Annotated in this window: 14 protein-coding genes; 6 read left to right on the forward strand and 8 right to left on the reverse strand. The window is 66.1% G+C overall.

Annotated features, from left to right (window positions below; translation table 11 throughout):
- Positions 1-67: 67 nt before the first annotated feature.
- A complete protein-coding gene (locus EB084_07265; GenBank protein ID NDD28048.1) occupies positions 68-517 on the reverse strand; it encodes a hypothetical protein in 450 nt (149 codons plus the stop codon).
- A 219-nt stretch (positions 518-736) separates the two neighbouring features.
- Between EB084_07265 and EB084_07270 the strand changes: the two genes are divergently transcribed.
- Entirely contained in the window at positions 737-1,303 is a 567-nt protein-coding gene (locus EB084_07270) for a methyltransferase domain-containing protein (GenBank protein ID NDD28049.1), read from the forward strand.
- Here EB084_07270 and EB084_07275 read toward each other — a convergent pair.
- On the reverse strand, positions 1,267-2,001 hold the full coding sequence (locus tag EB084_07275) for a DedA family protein (protein NDD28050.1): 735 nt from the start codon (positions 1,999-2,001) through the stop codon (positions 1,267-1,269). The two genes, EB084_07270 and EB084_07275, sit on opposite strands and share 37 nt — an antisense overlap.
- Before the next feature lie 123 nt (positions 2,002-2,124).
- Here EB084_07275 and EB084_07280 point away from each other — a divergent pair, with 123 nt between their 5' ends.
- The 3 genes from EB084_07280 to EB084_07290 are packed head-to-tail and all read left to right on the forward strand — an operon-like array spanning position 2,125 to position 4,734.
- Complete coding sequence (locus EB084_07280) at positions 2,125-2,994, forward strand: hypothetical protein (protein ID NDD28051.1); 870 nt, start codon at positions 2,125-2,127, stop codon at positions 2,992-2,994.
- Position 2,995: 1 nt separating this feature from the next.
- Complete coding sequence (locus tag EB084_07285; GenBank protein ID NDD28052.1) at positions 2,996-3,751, forward strand: hypothetical protein; 756 nt, start codon at positions 2,996-2,998, stop codon at positions 3,749-3,751.
- A 2-nt stretch (positions 3,752-3,753) separates the two neighbouring features.
- Complete coding sequence (locus EB084_07290; GenBank protein NDD28053.1) at positions 3,754-4,734, forward strand: GNAT family N-acetyltransferase; 981 nt, start codon at positions 3,754-3,756, stop codon at positions 4,732-4,734.
- Positions 4,735-4,752: 18 nt separating this feature from the next.
- On the opposite strand, the gene EB084_07295 is transcribed toward EB084_07290, so the two are convergent.
- A complete protein-coding gene (locus EB084_07295) occupies positions 4,753-5,955 on the reverse strand; it encodes a hypothetical protein (GenBank protein NDD28054.1) in 1,203 nt (400 codons plus the stop codon).
- Positions 5,956-6,026: 71 nt separating this feature from the next.
- Complete coding sequence (locus EB084_07300) at positions 6,027-9,431, reverse strand: GAF domain-containing protein (GenBank protein NDD28055.1); 3,405 nt, start codon at positions 9,429-9,431, stop codon at positions 6,027-6,029.
- Positions 9,432-9,979: 548 nt separating this feature from the next.
- Here EB084_07300 and EB084_07305 point away from each other — a divergent pair.
- Entirely contained in the window at positions 9,980-10,414 is a 435-nt protein-coding gene (locus EB084_07305) for a hypothetical protein (GenBank protein NDD28056.1), read from the forward strand.
- A gap of 136 nt (positions 10,415-10,550) precedes the next feature.
- Positions 10,551-10,922 (forward strand): hypothetical protein, encoded by a 372-nt coding sequence (locus EB084_07310; GenBank protein ID NDD28057.1) that lies wholly within the window; start codon positions 10,551-10,553, stop codon positions 10,920-10,922.
- A 67-nt stretch (positions 10,923-10,989) separates the two neighbouring features.
- On the opposite strand, the gene EB084_07315 is transcribed toward EB084_07310, so the two are convergent.
- Genes EB084_07315 through EB084_07330 form a run of 4 tightly spaced genes read right to left on the reverse strand, consistent with a single transcriptional unit; the run spans position 10,990 to position 15,533 of the window.
- Positions 10,990-11,961: a cyclic nucleotide-binding domain-containing protein gene (locus tag EB084_07315; GenBank protein ID NDD28058.1), complete on the reverse strand. Its 972-nt coding sequence runs from the start codon at positions 11,959-11,961 to the stop codon at positions 10,990-10,992.
- Positions 11,954-13,129, reverse strand: coding sequence for a type IV pilus twitching motility protein PilT (locus EB084_07320; protein ID NDD28059.1), 1,176 nt, complete (start codon positions 13,127-13,129; stop codon positions 11,954-11,956). Before EB084_07320 ends, EB084_07315 begins: the two co-directional genes overlap by 8 nt.
- Positions 13,130-13,133: 4 nt before the next feature.
- Positions 13,134-14,234 (reverse strand): type IV pilus twitching motility protein PilT, encoded by a 1,101-nt coding sequence (locus EB084_07325; GenBank protein NDD28060.1) that lies wholly within the window; start codon positions 14,232-14,234, stop codon positions 13,134-13,136.
- A 24-nt stretch (positions 14,235-14,258) separates the two neighbouring features.
- Complete coding sequence (locus EB084_07330) at positions 14,259-15,533, reverse strand: hypothetical protein (GenBank protein ID NDD28061.1); 1,275 nt, start codon at positions 15,531-15,533, stop codon at positions 14,259-14,261.
- Between the last annotated feature and the right edge of the window lie 223 nt (positions 15,534-15,756).

A 15,756-nucleotide genomic window follows, 5' to 3' on the forward strand; every position in this document is an offset into this window, starting at 1 on the left:
AAGCAACCCCCCGTGCCTGTCGACGTCTCGTCTGACGCAGGCCTCGATCTCTAGGGCCGCCGCGCGCTCAGCCGCCGAGAACGAGCATCGCGGTCATCGCGGTCTTGTGGAGCATGATGCCGAAGCGTGGGGCCACGAACGGCGCCACGGTGGTTGACACCCAGGCCGCGAAGCTCGCCAGTGGAACCCAGCGAAGCCAGTCGATGCCGCGCTTCACGAGGGCGGCGATCTCGGCGGTGAACTGCCCCAGGCACAGCAGCGCGGTGACGTTGAGGTACTGCCCGATCATGTCGAGCAAGAAGACCGTCTTGTCTGGCATGGTGTTCATGCCGTAGATCTCCACGACCTCGAGCCAGGCGCGGAAGCCGTGGAGCAGGCCGAAGATGCCCAGCAGCCAGAGCGACTCCCGCACGCGGAGGTCGGCGATCTTGCGGGGCAGCACAAATGAGACGACACCGATCACGAACACGATGAACCCGTAGAAGAGACAGGCGAGCGCAACGGTCTTGTCGGCCACTGAGACTTCTCCTCGTTTCGTGCAGAGCCCGTCTTTGCGCCTGGTCGGCGCCCGGCTTCCGCGGCTGTTTCCGGATTGTAACAGATCACGCTGAACCTGTCACCTACCCGTTCGACCTATCTTGTTAAGTTCTCTTCACAAAGACAGGGGGTTCTCCTGTCGATGTGTAACCTGCCGTGAGCGGCTTTCACTGCCCGCGAGCTTCCCGGAGGCCCCTGCTTGCGAATTCTCACTGAGTTCTTCACTGACTGGCGCACGACAGGTGCGGTGGTTGGCACCTCGCGGTTCACGCGCGACAAGATGTTCGACCGTCTCGACTGGCGCAACGTGCGCACCGCGGTTGAGCTCGGGCCAGGCACCGGGTGCGTGACGCGCAGCATTCTCGGGCGCCTGCCGCGCAATGCGAGGCTCGTGGCCCTCGAGATCAATCCGCGGTTCGTGCATCGACTTCGCAACGAGGTCCGCGATGAACGGCTGGCGGTGGTCGAGGGCTCGGCCTGCCAGCTGCCCCGGCTTCTTCGGGAGCAGGGCCTTCCGCAGGCTGATCTCATTGTCTCCACCCTGCCGTTCAGCACACTGGCGCCGGCGCTGCGACGTGAGATCGTGCGGGCTGCGACCGAGGCGCTTTCGAGCGAGGGGCGCCTGGTGGCCATCCAGTATCAGCCTTTCGTGCTGCCTCCGCTTCTGCAGAAGAGCTTTGGGGGGGTCGGTCTCACCATGTCGTGGATCAACGTCCCGCCGGCCTTCGTCTACACCTGTACACTGCCGTCATCGCCATCGGCCTGAGCGGAGCTCGACACGTCTGCCCGCTCTGTGTCGGACGGGCCTGTGGACGGCTCTCGGGCGTTCTCGAACACCATGACGGGGGCCGTTTCCGGCTTCAGGTCCTGGGTGAACCCCGCCTGTTCGGCGCCTTGCTGGAGCTGGGGGGAGATCCAGCGGTGGTGGATCGCCCGCACGGCGAAGAGGCCGACGATGGTGAGCATCACGGCCGCGGCGACAGACTGAAGACGGCTCAGGAAGACGCTCACGGCCGTTCCACAGAGCCATCCCAGGCCGGTGAGGGTGCCCACCCACACGCCGCAGCTGAACAGGGTCAGCGTCGCGAAGCGCCAGACCCCCATGCGACTCACTCCCCAGAACACCGAGCTGGCGAATCGCATCCCGTAGATCCACTTGACGAGCAGGATGGAGACGAACCCGAATCGCTGCTCGAGATACTCGAACCGCGGATAGAACTTCTTGTAGATCTTCGACTCGGTGATGTTCTTGCGGATGCGCCGGCCGAACAGGAAGGACACCACGTCTCCGCCGACCGCGCCCACCATGGCAGCGGCCAGGGCGGTCGTGAAGCCAAAGCCAAGCAGGTGCTCGTGTGCCAGCATGCCCGTGACGAGAAGCGTGACATCACCCTCGATGGCGACGAGCAGGACGATGGCCCAGTAGCTGTAGATGACCAGAAGGTCCCGGATCCAACCTTCCACTCGGGGGTCCTCACCATCGTCGAGAGCGCTGTGCCGTTGCCAGACGGGGGTGTCAGGCACCTGCTCCCGCCCCTCTCGAGGGAGCAGGGTACGGTCCTGGGCGGCATGCGTATCCGATAGAATATATCACACCGCTCCACCGGAGCAAGTGCCGTCGCGGCGTTGTCCGTGGCGAGATCTGTCTGTTGCTCGACAGGATTCGTGTTGCGCAGCGCGAAGTGTCGCCGCCACACGTGCGCGCCTCACGGCCCCTCTCACGCGCAGGGTCGTCAGTCCAGGGCAGCGCCGCACCTGGGGAAGAGGAGAGTCGGGTTGCAGTCCGTCGACGCGCCACGCGCCATCGCGCCATCGCACCGCTCGGTCCACGCTGGGCGGGCCTTCCAGGAGGGTCTTCCCTTCATCCTCGCCGCCGCCGGAGCGAGTACGCTTGTCGCGCGTCGTGCGCCGCTGCTGGCGCTGGGAGGGGCAGCCTTTGCAGCCGCCTGCGCCGCCTTCTTCCGCGATCCGGAGGTGACCGTCGACGGCAGCGAGACCGTCGTGCTCTCTGCGGCTGACGGTGTCGTGCTCTCTGTCGACCGCGTTCTCGAGCCCTGGTGGATCAAGGGCGAGGCTGATCGTGTGGCAGTGTTTCTCTCCATCACCGACGTTCACGTCAATCGCTGGCCTGTGCGTGGCCGCTTCGCAGCCGTCAAGAAGGTGCCCGGGCACTTCGCGCCAGCCTTCCTCAAGAGCGAGAACAACTGCAAGGATCTCCTGGCCATCGAAGGTCCGCGAGGACCTGTCACGGTGGCCCAGATCAGTGGTGTGCTTGCGCGTCGCAGCGTTCAGTGGAGCCAGGTCGGAGATCAGTTCGAGAAGGGCGACCGACTGGGCATGATCCGATTCGGCTCGCGCACTGACATCTATCTCCCCGCGGGGACCGCAGACATCCTGGTGAGAGAAGGCGAGCGGGTGCGGGCCGCGCGCACGCCGATTGCGAGGTACCTCAGCTAACGTGTGGACGGCGAACATCGCCTGCATCTTCACCCTGATGAACCTCTGCTGCGGCTTCTACGCCATGATGATGCACAGCATGTCCATCCAACCCGACAAGACCATCGATGGCACCATCGCCAACTGGGCGCTGGGTGCTCTTCTGGTCTCGTTCGGCTGCGACTTCCTCGACGGCTGGTTCGCACGAAGGAAGAACCAGGCCACGGCATTTGGTGAGCGCCTCGACTCGCTCGCCGACCTCACCTCGTTCGGCACCGCCCCCATGTTCTTTGCCCTCTCGGCACGGCGCGAGTGGGAGGTGGGACTGCTCGTTGCGTGCGCGCTGTACCTGGTCTGCGGCGCGGTTCGCCTGGCCCGCTACGACCCCGAGAGCCAGGGGAAGATATTTCGCGGCATGCCCATTCCCATCGCGGGCCTGATGCTGGCGTCGTTCACCGTGGCCACACGCAACTCAGCGGTGGCGTGGTTCGATCCGACGAGTCCGGTGGCGTGGTTCGATTTGGCGCCAGGGGCGATTGGCCTGCTCATGATCAGCGACATCCCGTTCCTCAAGGTGTCGTTCACCGGGCCGACGCGCTGGATGCCCTTCATGCTCGCCGCAGTCGGCTTCTCTGTTCTCTTCGCGACCAGGAGCCTGGCCCTTGCCGTGCTCTCGTTCACCGTCGTCTACCTGATCTTGTGCCTGGTGCTCGCGCTCACACGTGACCTGCAAGGTCGCCTGCGCGCGATGCAGGAGGCCCGCTCCGCGCTCGATTGAGCGTGCAGATCGCCCCCTACGCGGGTCACGAGCGCGACGCTGACGCCATCGTTGCGGCCTGGAATGCCGCGATGGGGGAGACGTTTCCACTTGATGTGCGCCTCTGGCGCCAGAACACCGACGACGATCCCCACCACGATCCAGGCGGGCTGTTCGTTGCGCGAGAGGGGGAGACGTGCGTGGGTTTCGTTCGCGCTCGCGTCGCGCGCGTTCCCCTCGGGCTTCAGCCCTCCCCCCCCGGTCGAGGTTGGATCAGTGCCATCGCCGTCGCGCCCACCCACCAGAGAAGAGGGGTGGGGCGTCAGCTTCTGCAGCGCGCAGAGACGTGGCTCCGCAAACAGGGCGCGAGAGAGGTTCGTCTCGGGGGAGATCCGGGGCACTTCTTTCCGGGCGTACCGTCGACGCAGAGCGCGGGTCGCGCCTTCTTCGAAGCCACCGGCTACACTGCCGTAGGCGACGTCTGCTTCGATCTGGCGGCAGACATCGAGGGGTTTCGCGTTCCGGCGCTGGTCGACCGGATCATGTCGCGAAACCTGCACTTTCGGGTCTCGGAGTGCTCGACGCGCACGGTTCCCGCGCTGCTCGAATTTCTCCGCCAGACGTTTCCCGGGCGCTGGCTGTATGAGACCCAGCTTCGCCTGGAGGCAGAGCGATCGCCGCAAGACATCCAGGTTCTCACCATCGGGAGCCGGGTCGTCGGATTTGCGCACACCTTCCACAACCGCTCGCGGCGTCTGGGCCCCAGTGTCTATTGGCGCGGTCTCCTCGGTCCCGCGTTTGGCGGCCTCGGCCCCATGGGCGTGGCGGCCGATGTTCGCAACTCAGGTCTCGGATACGTGCTTCTGTGCGAGTCTGTCGAGCGCTTGCGCAAGATGGGGGTCGGGCGCATGGCCATCGATTGGACCGTGCTCACCCGCTTCTACGGGGCTGCTGGGTTCAAGCCGTGGAAGGAATACCAGGCCTTCGAGCGCGTTCTGGACTGACTTCGTGAGGCGTCTGCCTCAGCGCTTCACCAGGGCGATTCGACCGTCTTCAGCGGCCGCCACCAGGGCCTGACCTTGAACGCTGAACGCCAGGGCGGTGATGGCCGCACCGCGTACCCCTGCTTGGGTGATCTGCACCTCTCGGATCATCTGCCCGGTCGTGAGGTCGAACAGGCGCAGTGATCCGTCGCTCATCCCGGCCGCGAGAACGCTGCCGTCGCGGGCGAAGGCCAGGGCGGTGTAGACGCGATCGCGGGAGAGCCGGGGCGTCTCGTCGAGCGCTCTGGAGCGTGGCTGCGAGCAGGTTCCACCGTCAACCTCCCAGGCGATGAGCGAACCTTTTGCGTTGTTCAGAACCCCCGCGACCAGCCATCGGCCATCGGGCGAGAGCGCGCGACAGAGCTGTGGCCCCCAGAGGTCGACTCGACCGACGAGACGTGCTTTTTCGCCCAGTGCGTGAAAGGGCACTGTGAGGCGCGTGCTGGGCTCGGTTCCGCTCTGGCGTTGACTGTCGTCGGTCTCACCGCGCGCCTCGCCGCTGTCTGCGAGGAGCAGGTCGTCGTGTGCGAAGAGCACAGGGGGCGACGCGACGTCGGTCTCGAGCGGAAGCGTGGCGATGGTTCGCCACGCGCCTGTCTCGTAGATCACGGTCTGTCCGGCAAGGTGCAGCGGCGGGAGGCTCTCTCCGTCGACCCGTCCGAGATGCTGCGCGAAGCGCCGGCCGTCAAGGCTGAACGCGCCCACCTCTGAAGCGCGCTCGCTCCGCGATGACGACGAAACAGGGGCGACGAGTGTCACCACGGTCTCGCGAGCGCCGGTCCGGGGAGAGAAGGCGACGGCGCTCTGCCCGCCGTGCTTGTTGTAGACGGCCCACAGGCGTTCATCAGAGGGGAATGCCACATCGACGATGTCGTCGCCCAGCGTGCCCAGGCGCCTGGAGATCCCACCGCTGGCGGCGCTCAGCAGGAAGAGGGCGTTGTCGCCTGTCTTGACGCGGCCGTCGGCGCGCTCGAATCGGGGGGTCAGGGTTGCGACAGCGATCTGTGTGGCGTCCGGCGAGAAGCGCAGGCGGTGAACGGATTGATGGGCCGGACGGCTCATCCAGGCCACGCGCCAGCTCTGCTGCGGAGGCGCCGCGGCCTGGGGAGAGGGATCTGCGGCTTGGACGACGGGCGCGCAGGCGAGCAGGAACAGCACAGCGATGATCAGGTGGCGCTTCACGCCTCGCGCTTCGAGGCCGTCTGCTCGCCTCCTCCTGGCCGCCCGCGTGCCGTGGCGCGAGAGCGACGGGCTCAGACCCGCACCACCATGAGCGAGAAGTCGTCGTGCAGCTTGCGATGCGCGAATCTCTGCACGGTGGTGGTGATTCGATCGGCCAGGGCCTGGGGCGCCAGGTTTGCGTGCTCGGACACGAGCGCGCGCAGGCGTTTGAGCCCGAAGGCCTCGTCGACACCTTCACGTCGGGCCTCTGTGACACCATCGGTGTACAGGACGAGCAGATCGCCAGGGTCGAGGCGGCTTCGGGAATGCTTGTACGCTCGTCCGGCGTCGACCCCGATCACGAGGTCGCGCGACTCGAGGAGCCGGACCTTCTGTCGGCGTGCGCTCCACACGATGGCCGGCTCGTGACCGGCTGAGGTGTACTCGAGCTCGCCTCGCTCGAGGTCGATCTCGCCGTAGAAGAGGGTGATGAACATCTCCGGCTCGGTCTCCGGGCAGATGAGGCGGTTGAGCATCGAGACCACCTCGGCGGGGCAGTAGCCTGCCTGGGCGTACGACTTCACGATGTAGCGGGCTCGCGCCGCATAGACGGCGGCCTTCGGTCCCTTGCCGCTGACGTCAGCGATGCAGAATGCGGCACGATGCGCTGAGATGGGGAACATCTCGTAGTAGTCGCCCGCCAGCTCCTGAGACGAGATGAAGCGATGTCCCACCTCGACCCGCGCGTGATGGAACTTCTCGCGCGGCAGCAGGATGCTGCGGAGGAGCTGGGCCACCTCGTTCTTCTCGTGGTAGAGCCGAGCGTTCTCGATGGCGATGGCGGCCTGCGACGACAGGGTGGTGAGAAGGCTGATCTCAGCGGGGTCGTGGTAGTGCACGCGGCGCTCGTAGATGTTGATGAGACCGATGAGCCTGCCTCGCACGGTCAGGGGGACCGCCAGGATGCTGCGCATGCCATCTCGTCGGACGGTTTCGGGGAAGCTTCCTGAACCGAAGAGCTCGTCTCCGCTCGAGGGGGGGATGGTGGCGTCGTCCACCAGCATCATGGGGCGCCCGGTCTGCGCGGCCAGGCCCAGAAAGCCGCTGCCCAGCGAGAACGAGCGGCGTGCGTGCTGAGGCCCCAGGCCGCTGCTCGCCCGCATGCGCAGGGTGCTCGCCGGCTCGTCGAGGAGCAGGATGGCGCAGCCGTCGGCACCCATCACCGCGAGAACCTGCTCGGTGACGGTCTGCAGCACACGGTCGAGCTGCAAGGTCGACGTGATGGCCTTTCCCACCTCGAACAACGTCCCGAGCTGGGCGAGCTTGTCCTTGACCACCTCGTGCAGGTGGGCGTTCTCGAGCGCCCCCGCGGCCTGGTTGGCGAAGCTGCGCATGAGGCGCACGGCGGCGGCGTCGAATCGATGCCCCGCGTGGGCAAAGCAGTTCAACACCCCCACCATCTTGCGCCGTGCCATGAGGGGCACCACCAGGCATCCCCCCAGCCCGTTGCTTCTCAACGCAGCGGTTATCTCCACCGCATTTGGGCGGGGGCGTCGGCGTTCAGAGGTGTCGTACAGATGATATATCACCGGGCGCTTGCGCCGCAGACACTCGGACGCGATGCGCTCCTGAAGGGCGGCGTCCTGGAGGTGAGGAGGGAGATTGGTTGACTCTCGCAGCTCGAGGGGGCCCTCTTCTCCGGTCTGCACCATGAGCGCGCAAGAGTGGTTCCCGAGCAGCTCTCCGGCTTTCTCCACCACCATCTTGAGAACCCGTGGCAGGCTGAGCGTGCCGGTCACGGCGGTGGAGACCTCGTGAAGCGCTTTCAGCTGCTCGAAGTTCTCGCTCTGGCGCTCGACCAGCTGCGTGCGCTGCATGGCTGTGGCGGCCTGGATGGCCAGGGTCATGGTCAGCCGCAGCTGTGAGGCGTCGTAGGTGCGAGCGACATTTGAATCGTCGAGGTAGACCAGGCCAAGCATCTCTTCGTCGGCCAGCAGCGGAACGAGCAGGCACGCGTTTCCCGGCAGGAGCTCGAAGAGCTGCGTCAGGGCGGGTGAATCGTGAGGGGCGCTTGCGAGGAAGGCTTCCTTGCCTCGGCGTAGCGCGTCCCACAGCGCCGAGGAGAACTGCGTCGGTCGCATCTCGAGCACGCGGAAGAACTCGCTCTGGTCGGCACTCAGCCCCACGGAATGGGCCAGGCGGAACTCGCCTCGATGTCTCTCGGCAGCGCTCTCCACGCGCAGGTAGATCAGGCAGCGGTCTGCTTCTGTGACGCGCATCATCTGGGTCGCGGAGGCCCGCAGAACATCGGAGAGGGTTGCGGCGCCGGCGATGGAGCGCGCGCCACGGTAGAGGAGCGTTGCTTCGCGGGCACGCTGGCTCTCGAGACGGAAGGCCTGGGCATTCTCGATGGCCAGGGCGGCCTGTCCGGCGAACGTGGTGAGGAGCGCCACCTCGTCTGGTGGAAAGTCGCTGAGCCGATGGCGGTAGAGGTTGATCTGGCCCCTGATCTCGGTCTTGACCGTCAGGGGGATGCCGAGGAAGGCGCGGACGGGAAGAGCGGTGGGCGATCCTTCGGGCTCGGTGCGGGCGACACGAGACGTGAGGCCATCGCGATCGCCCCATCCCAGCAGGCTCTCGCGAAGGTGAGGAACGGGGGCGCCTGTCTGCGGACCAACGGCTACACGCTGGCGCATCCTCCCCCCTTCGATGAGGTACACGCTGCCGCCGTCTGCCTGGGTGGCGCGGATGCAGAGGTTGACGATGAGGCGCAGCAGCTGGTCGAGGTTCAGTGCCGCGCTCATGGCCGTGCCGATCTGCTGGAAGTAGCCTCGCACCTCTTCGCGCGAGCGCTCGACCTCACGGGTCTTCATCTGTGTCTCGAAGAGGCGCAGCGCGCCCTTCACCGCAACTGCGATCTCTGCGGCGACCTCCCGAGCGCGGGCTCGTTCGAGATGATCGGGGGGATGGGCGTTCTCCGGCCAGGCGACGTGCAGCGCGCCGATCACGGTCTCGTCAACGAAGAGCGGAAGCCCGAGAATCGGACCGGTGTGCCACTGCCGGATCGCGTGGTCTTCGTACGGGGCTGCCGAGGCTGCGTCGAGGTGAATCTCTTCATGTCGATCAAGGGCCTCGGTCAGCGGGCTGTCGTGCAGGAAGGCGCTCGGCGAAGCAGCGTCGGGACGCGCAGTGACGGCGTGGAGGGGAAGCGTCGCCGTGGCGCGCACGGACAGCGCGCAGTCGATGGCCTGCAGCAGGTCGCAGGCTTGAAGGGCGCAGAAGCGGAGCAGCTCCTCGAGCGTGACGCAGCTCGCGGAGCGCCGTGCCATCTCGCGAACGAATCGGAGCAGGCCCGCGCGCCAGCGTTCCTCATCGGCGTCGTGCTCGTTCTGCCGGTAGCGCGCGCGCAGGCTGTCGGCTGCGTGTCTGACGCCGCTGGGATGTGCCGGAGGCGATGGGTCGTGGGCTGCGCTCTGCGCGGGTCGCGGGCTGTCCATCTACGGCGGCCGTGCCCTCTCTTCTACTCACCCGTTCCGGATTGAGACCTCGAAAGACAAAGGCCGACAAGCGCGTGTCGGCCCGTGTTGCGTGACCGCGCTTGCGGTCAGTTCCTCATTCCTTTGTAGCGGAGCAGGATCTCGATGAAGTCGCTGTTGCTCAAGAGACGGATCTCTTTCATGGACGCCTCCGTGGTGTCAGTTTCGCTGTTCCGCGATTGCTCACCAACCCGTGGCGGACGTCTCCCGTCGAAGGGAGGTGGGTCTCCGCCGCAGGTGCAGGAAGGCCGTTCACATGTCCCCCCCGGGACCCGCTCGGAACGAGGTTGGCCCACGTCTCGGCGTGGGCGTCTGCATCTCGCTGAGCGACGGTCTGGCGGCCCTGGCGCGTTCGGAACAGAATTCCATCGTATCCTGGGCTCGCGCTCCTGTCAATCGTTCATGTGGTGTAGCGCGCTCGCTTCATTCCCTTCCCCGTTGCATCGACTCACAGGAATCGATTCGGGTGGAGAGAATACGAGGACGAATCCGCACGGCGCGCTCTGGCGATGACGCCCTGCCGAGGGTCTCCCATCCTCGAGCCGTCGGATGAGGAGCGTCCCATGGAGCCCGTCCTTCGAAACTTCCTGTTCTGCGACTCAGTGGTGCCCATCCTCGGAGGCAAGCTGGCGGCGTACGGCATCTTCAGCGATCTCTTCACCGCCACGTTCCCGCTGGCCTATCCGCGCTTCAGTCTTCTGCTGACCTGGACGCAGGCCCCGGGTTTTCACATCTTGCAGGTGAAGATGCTCAACCCGGCGCGCTCGCTCATCATGCATCAATCGCCGGAGAGCTATTTCACCCTCAACGACGAGAGTGAGTCGGCGCACGTGATCATCGACATCAACCAGGTGGTGTTCACCGAGCCGGGTGGGTATATCTTCCAGGTGTTCCTCGACAACCGCCCCGTCGCAGAGTTCCCGTTGCAGGTGCGTCGCTCGTAGCGTGTCGGCTGCGGCTCGCATCGCGATCTGCCTTGCCCTTGTCGGGTGCCTGTCGCCCCGGCTGGCGTGGTCGCAGCCTTCTCCACAGCCTGCGCCTCGCCCCACGTCGTCTCCTGCACCGTCTCGCCAGAAGCCTGTGTCTCGTCCCGCCATCTCCATCTTCCGCGTCGTCATCGACACCCCGAGCCGCTACTGGGGCCGCATCGACGGGTGGGGGGGCGGCACGCCATGGGAGCGGGTCACGGGCACGGTGTGGTTTGCCAATGACACCAACGACGATCTGAGCGACGTGGTGGTCACCATCGAGTTCTTCGACGAGCACTGGCACCGCAGCGACGGGTCTGTCGACTACCCGGTGGGCTCTCTGGGCCCGAAGCAGTCAACGTCCTTGCAGTTCCGCTGGGAGAACTGGCAGGGGTCGCGCATCTCGCCTCGCGTCTCTATCCGCTACACGCAGCCCGGCAAGGACGGGGTGCAGCGCGTGCGGTGGGACGGCTACGGGAACTAGGAGATCGACCGCAGAGGCCGATTCTTGTCCAGAAGGATTGCTGAAGGCGCGGCTTTCGGCCGCGCTTCTAGCGACGCTGCTGGTTCAGGCGGGCCGCCTGCAGGCGTTCCCTGGCCTGCTCATCAGTGGCGTACCGGGAGTTCATCAGCGCCGAGGCCACGGGTGCCGCGACCGCGGAGAGAACGATGCGCTGCGATGACGTGAATGGCGTGTCGCGACCGATGAGAACGATGTAGCCGAGAAGGTCGTCGCCGTGGGTGAGACCGACGGCAAGGATGTGGTCGCGCGCTTCGATGCGGAAGAGCCGTCGCACCGGGTGGTCGGGTTCGAGGGGGCCTGGTGAGAACGGTTCGAGGTTCTCACGAAGCGCGTGGGCGATGGGTCCGGTGCGAGAGATCGAGAGAACTGCCGCATCGGCGGACGAGGCGCCGCGCACCGTGAGCACCTCACACGTGTCAAGGTAGGGGGTCCAATGGCAGAAGGCGCCCGCGTCGACCTGCGCGAGCGACGACAGCAGGCGATCGGTCACCTGCGTGGCCAGATCACGCACGTCGCGCACCGATGCGACGATGTGCACGAGCTCGTAGAGCGTAACGTTCTCGGAGGTCGCTTCGCGCAGGCGCTGGTTCTGCAAAGCCAGCAGCCCGCCGAGGATGGCGCTCGCGCTCGTGCTGTCCTGTTGCAGGAAGCGCTCGAAGTCGGCGCGGTAGATCTTGAGCAGATGAACCTCGCCTCGGGCCAGCACGCTCGCGGCGCGGGGCTTGTTGTCGAACAGCGCCATCTCGCCGATGATGTCGCCCGCGTCACAGATGGCGATGTCCTTCACACGGCCGTCGCTGTCGAGGCGCTTCTGCACGACGACCTGGCCCTCCAGGATGAAGCACATCGAATCGCCGGCCTCGCCCTCGGTGAAGATCGTCGCGCCCGCATCGTGACGCTCTTCGCGCGCAAGCCGGGTCAGCTGTGCGAGAACCCCGTCATCGAGACGGTTCAGGGCAGGTACGGCGCGAAGCCGCTGCAGGTTCGATTCATCAGCCATAGCGGCTCTCCAGGCCTCTTTTGGCTGCAGGGGCCTCGCTCGGGGGAGACGCGCCCGCGGCTTCCGCGCGTTCGCCGGCGGCCTGCTCAGAGAACCGCTGGGTCTGCATCTTCAGCCGCAGGTCGCCAGGGTTGTTGCTCACCGCCAGTGCATCGTCTTCCTCGATGCGCCCTTCGCTCCAGAGGTGGAGAAGGTGCTGGTTCATCGAGCGCATGCCGTAGAAGTCGCCCGAGTCTTCGATGGCCTTGTCCATCTGGCCGATCTTGCCTTCTTCGATCAGCTTCTTGATGGTGGGAGAGCTGATCATCACCTCTTGCACGGCCACGCGCCCGTGGCCGTCCTTGCGTCGCATCAGGCGCTGCGACACGACGCCCGTGAGCGTTACGGCGAGCTTCGCGCGCACCTGGTGCTGCTCGTCCGGTGGGAACGCGTTGATGACGCGGTCGATGGTCTGCTTGGCGTCGTTGGTGTGCAGGGTGGAGAGCACCAGGTGTCCGGTCTCCGCCGCGGTCATGGCGATGGTGATGGTCTCTGCGTCACGCATCTCCCCCACCAAAATGACGTCCGGATCTTGCCTGAGGGCGCGGCGCAGCGCTTCGCCGAAGCTCAGCGTGTCGGTTCCCACCTCTCGCTGGTTCACGATGCATCGCTTGTCGACGTGCACGAACTCGACCGGGTCTTCGACCGTGAGGATGTGCTTGTCGTGGGTGGTGTTGATGTGGTCGATCAGGGCGGCCAGCGTGGTCGATTTCCCGCTGCCCGTCGGACCGGTGACGAGCACGATGCCGTACTCTCTCTCGGTGAGCGGCACGAGCGATGACATGCCGAGGGCCTCAAGGCTCGGCGTGTGCTGCGGAATGACGCGCAGCACCGCGCCGGGTTTTCCCATCTGGTGAAATATGTTGCAGCGGAAGCGCGAGATCGGGGTGCCGTCGTCATCGAGGAGCGCATACGAGAAGTCTGCCTCGCGCTCCGCGCGCAGCCGTGACACCACCTCCGGGGCCGCCAGGCCCTGCACCCAGCGCCACAGGTCGTCGGCCGTGATCGGCTCTGACGGGGCACGCGCGATGCGTCCGGAGATGCGCAGGGAAGGCGGGAGGCCGACCTTGAGGTGCATGTCGGACGCGCCCTGCTCGAGCATCCACCGCAGCAGATCGTGGATCTCCATCTTGCTACCTCCAGCCGGATGTGCTGCTCGATGTCCGAGCGCCGGTTCCACCGTCGAGGTAGCGATGGATGAGCTCGGCGTCGTGCGCTTTGGGCAGGGCTTCTTCCAGCGTGATGCTCTCCTCGCGCACGAGGTTGGCAAGCGCCTTGTCCATGCTGATCATGCCGAGGCGCCCCCCGGTGTCGATGACGTTGTAGAGCTGATGGGTCTTGCCCTCGCGGATGAGGTTGGCCACCGCGGGGGTGGTCACCAGCAGCTCGCGCGCCGCCACCCGTCCTTGCCCGTCGGCGCGTGGGATGAGGGTCTGGCAGATGACGCCCTTCAGCACGCCGCCCAGCTGCACGCGGATCTGCTGCTGCTGGTAGGGCGGGAAGACATCGACGATGCGATCGATGGTCTGGGTGGCGTCGGTGGTGTGCAGCGTTCCGAACACCAGGTGTCCGGTCTCGGCCGCGGTGAGCGCCAGCGAGATGGTCTCGAGATCGCGCAGTTCTCCCACGAGGATGACGTCTGGATCCTGGCGCAGCGCTGACCGCAGGGCGGCGGTGAACGTATGGGTCTGACGGCCGACCTCGCGCTGGGTGATCACCGAGTACATGGGCTCGTAGACGAACTCGACCGGATCTTCGATGGTGAGGATGTGATGCCGATAGCTCATGTTGATCTGCTGGATCATGGCGGCCAGGGTGGTTGACTTGCCGCTGCCGGTGGGCCCTGTCACCAGCACCAGGCCGCGCGGGAGATGGCAGAGCGCCGTCATCTCCTGTGAGAGACCGATCTCCTCGACGGTGGGAACGCGCGACCCGATGACGCGCAGGACCGCGCCGACCCCGTGGTTGTGCAGCAGCACGTTGATGCGGAAGCGGGCAAAGTTCGGGATGGCGTGTGAGCAGTCGAGCTCGAGGTGCTCTTCGAAGTGCTGCTTCTGCTCGTCATAGAGCAGGGCATACACCAGGTTCTTGGTGTCTGCAGCGGCGAGCGCGGGAAAGCTCTCGAGAGGGATGAGCTGCCCCGTGATGCGGGCCATCGGTGGCAGGCCGACCACGAGATGGATGTCGGAAGCGCCGAGATTCACCGCGTCACGCAGGATGGTGAAGATGTCCATGGATACGCCTCCCCTGAGGGGGCTTTAAACCCATCGGCAGACGCTTCCTGCGTGGCTGGCTCTACGAGGCTCGCTCAGGCGCCGCGTATCGGCAGGCGCACACCGCCAACGTTCCACGCCGCGCGCCACGCCAGGTGCTGCGGCCTCGAGAGCCGAGAGGTCGGCCCGGCCAATGCGCTGGAGATGATCGAGGAACGTCAGATAGGTGGGCTGGGGGCTGTCATCGCCGCTGCCGCGCCAGTGTCGCTCGAGTGTGCTGAAGCTGTGCACTGCTTGCGCTTCGAGGCCGCGCGCGGCCAGTGCGCGATGCAGAACCGCATATCGGTCGGCAGCCGCGCGGACGGGTTCGTTCGGCGCTCTCGCTTCGAGCACCGCCGTGAAGGCGTCAAGCGCTTCGGTGCCACGCAACGACGTGGCGTACAGCGCGCAGACGCCCATGAGCGCGTCGAGGTGCGCCGCGCGTTCGTCGGTGGGTGCGCCATCGACACGGGCCAGCGCGTTCACCGCGGTCTCGACATGGCCCACCAGGCGCATGACCGATGCAAACTCGGTGTAGGCCGCGCCTTCGAGCGCTGTTGCCTGACCGGCTGCCTTGCAGGCCTCATCGGCGCCACCTCTGGCGGTCCAGGCCTTCACGTCGGAAAGCTGCGCGGGCGTCATCTGATCGAGACGGGGGGCAAGCCAGTCGTACACACGGGTCATGGCGTGCCCGGTCTCCGCCGTGGAGCGGTCGTGCGCACCGCTTGCCTGCACCGCTTCATAGAGCTCGACGAGCAGCGCCGCGTGGGCGTGAGGATCGGCTGCCGCGTGGGGGCTGGCCAGGCGATCGACCGCACACTGCATGCCATAGGCGTCGAAACGCCCTCGTTGCAGAACCTCGCGGTGCGCCTCTGCCAGGGGGGCAAACGTCTGTATGCCTGCATCCAGGGTGTCGCGTCTGCAGGCCACCATCGGAATCCCTTCGAGCCCCAGGTAGAGGGTTCCCAGGTGAGGGTTTTCTGAGAGCAGGGTGTGGTACGCCTCGGCAGGACCGATGGCTTCGGGGTCTCTTCCTCCGCACATGAAGGTCGCGCCCTTCTCTCGGGCGGTTACGAGTCGGCGCGCCACGTCGGGCGCGCGCAGGCCGTCGGTGCTGGTCTGCGAATCGCGGAAGAGCGCGTTCACGCGCTCGCTCTCTGTCATGACAGCCGGACCGAGGGGACCGTTGAGAGCGGTTGTGGCTGCGGCCAGGGTGATGGCGGCCGAGGTCTGCCCGAGGTGCTTGTCGGGGCGAGGGGGGGAAACGTGGTGCAGGGTCACTGTGTCGTGTGCTGGCCCGCGGGGCACGAGCCCTTCTGCTTTGGGCTGCGAGGCGCGCTGGGGCGACCACGGCGGGCACGGGTTCGGGCTCCACCACGACGGGCCGTTCCTCCGGGGGGTGTTCGTACAGCTTTCTGAGCCGGGGCTTTTCGATGGTTTCGGTAGGTTGTACGCCGAGATTCCACAGATTCATTCGAGGTGTCATGTGAATATAGTAACACGT

The sequence above is a fragment of the Pseudomonadota bacterium genome (genome assembly GCA_010028905.1).
Lineage (GTDB): Bacteria > Vulcanimicrobiota > Xenobia > RGZZ01 > RGZZ01 > RGZZ01.

What these genes read in the sequence shown, in the direction of transcription:
- EB084_07300 (NDD28055.1), bottom strand. Translation starts at nt 9,431, where the DNA reads ATGGACAGCCCGCGACCCGCGCAGAGCGCAGCCCACGACCCATCGCCT.
- EB084_07305 (NDD28056.1), top strand. Translation starts at nt 9,980, where the DNA reads ATGACGCCCTGCCGAGGGTCTCCCATCCTCGAGCCGTCGGATGAGGAG.
- EB084_07315 (NDD28058.1), bottom strand. Translation starts at nt 11,961, where the DNA reads ATGGCTGATGAATCGAACCTGCAGCGGCTTCGCGCCGTACCTGCCCTG.
- EB084_07320 (NDD28059.1), bottom strand. Translation starts at nt 13,129, where the DNA reads ATGGAGATCCACGATCTGCTGCGGTGGATGCTCGAGCAGGGCGCGTCC.
- EB084_07325 (NDD28060.1), bottom strand. Translation starts at nt 14,234, where the DNA reads ATGGACATCTTCACCATCCTGCGTGACGCGGTGAATCTCGGCGCTTCC.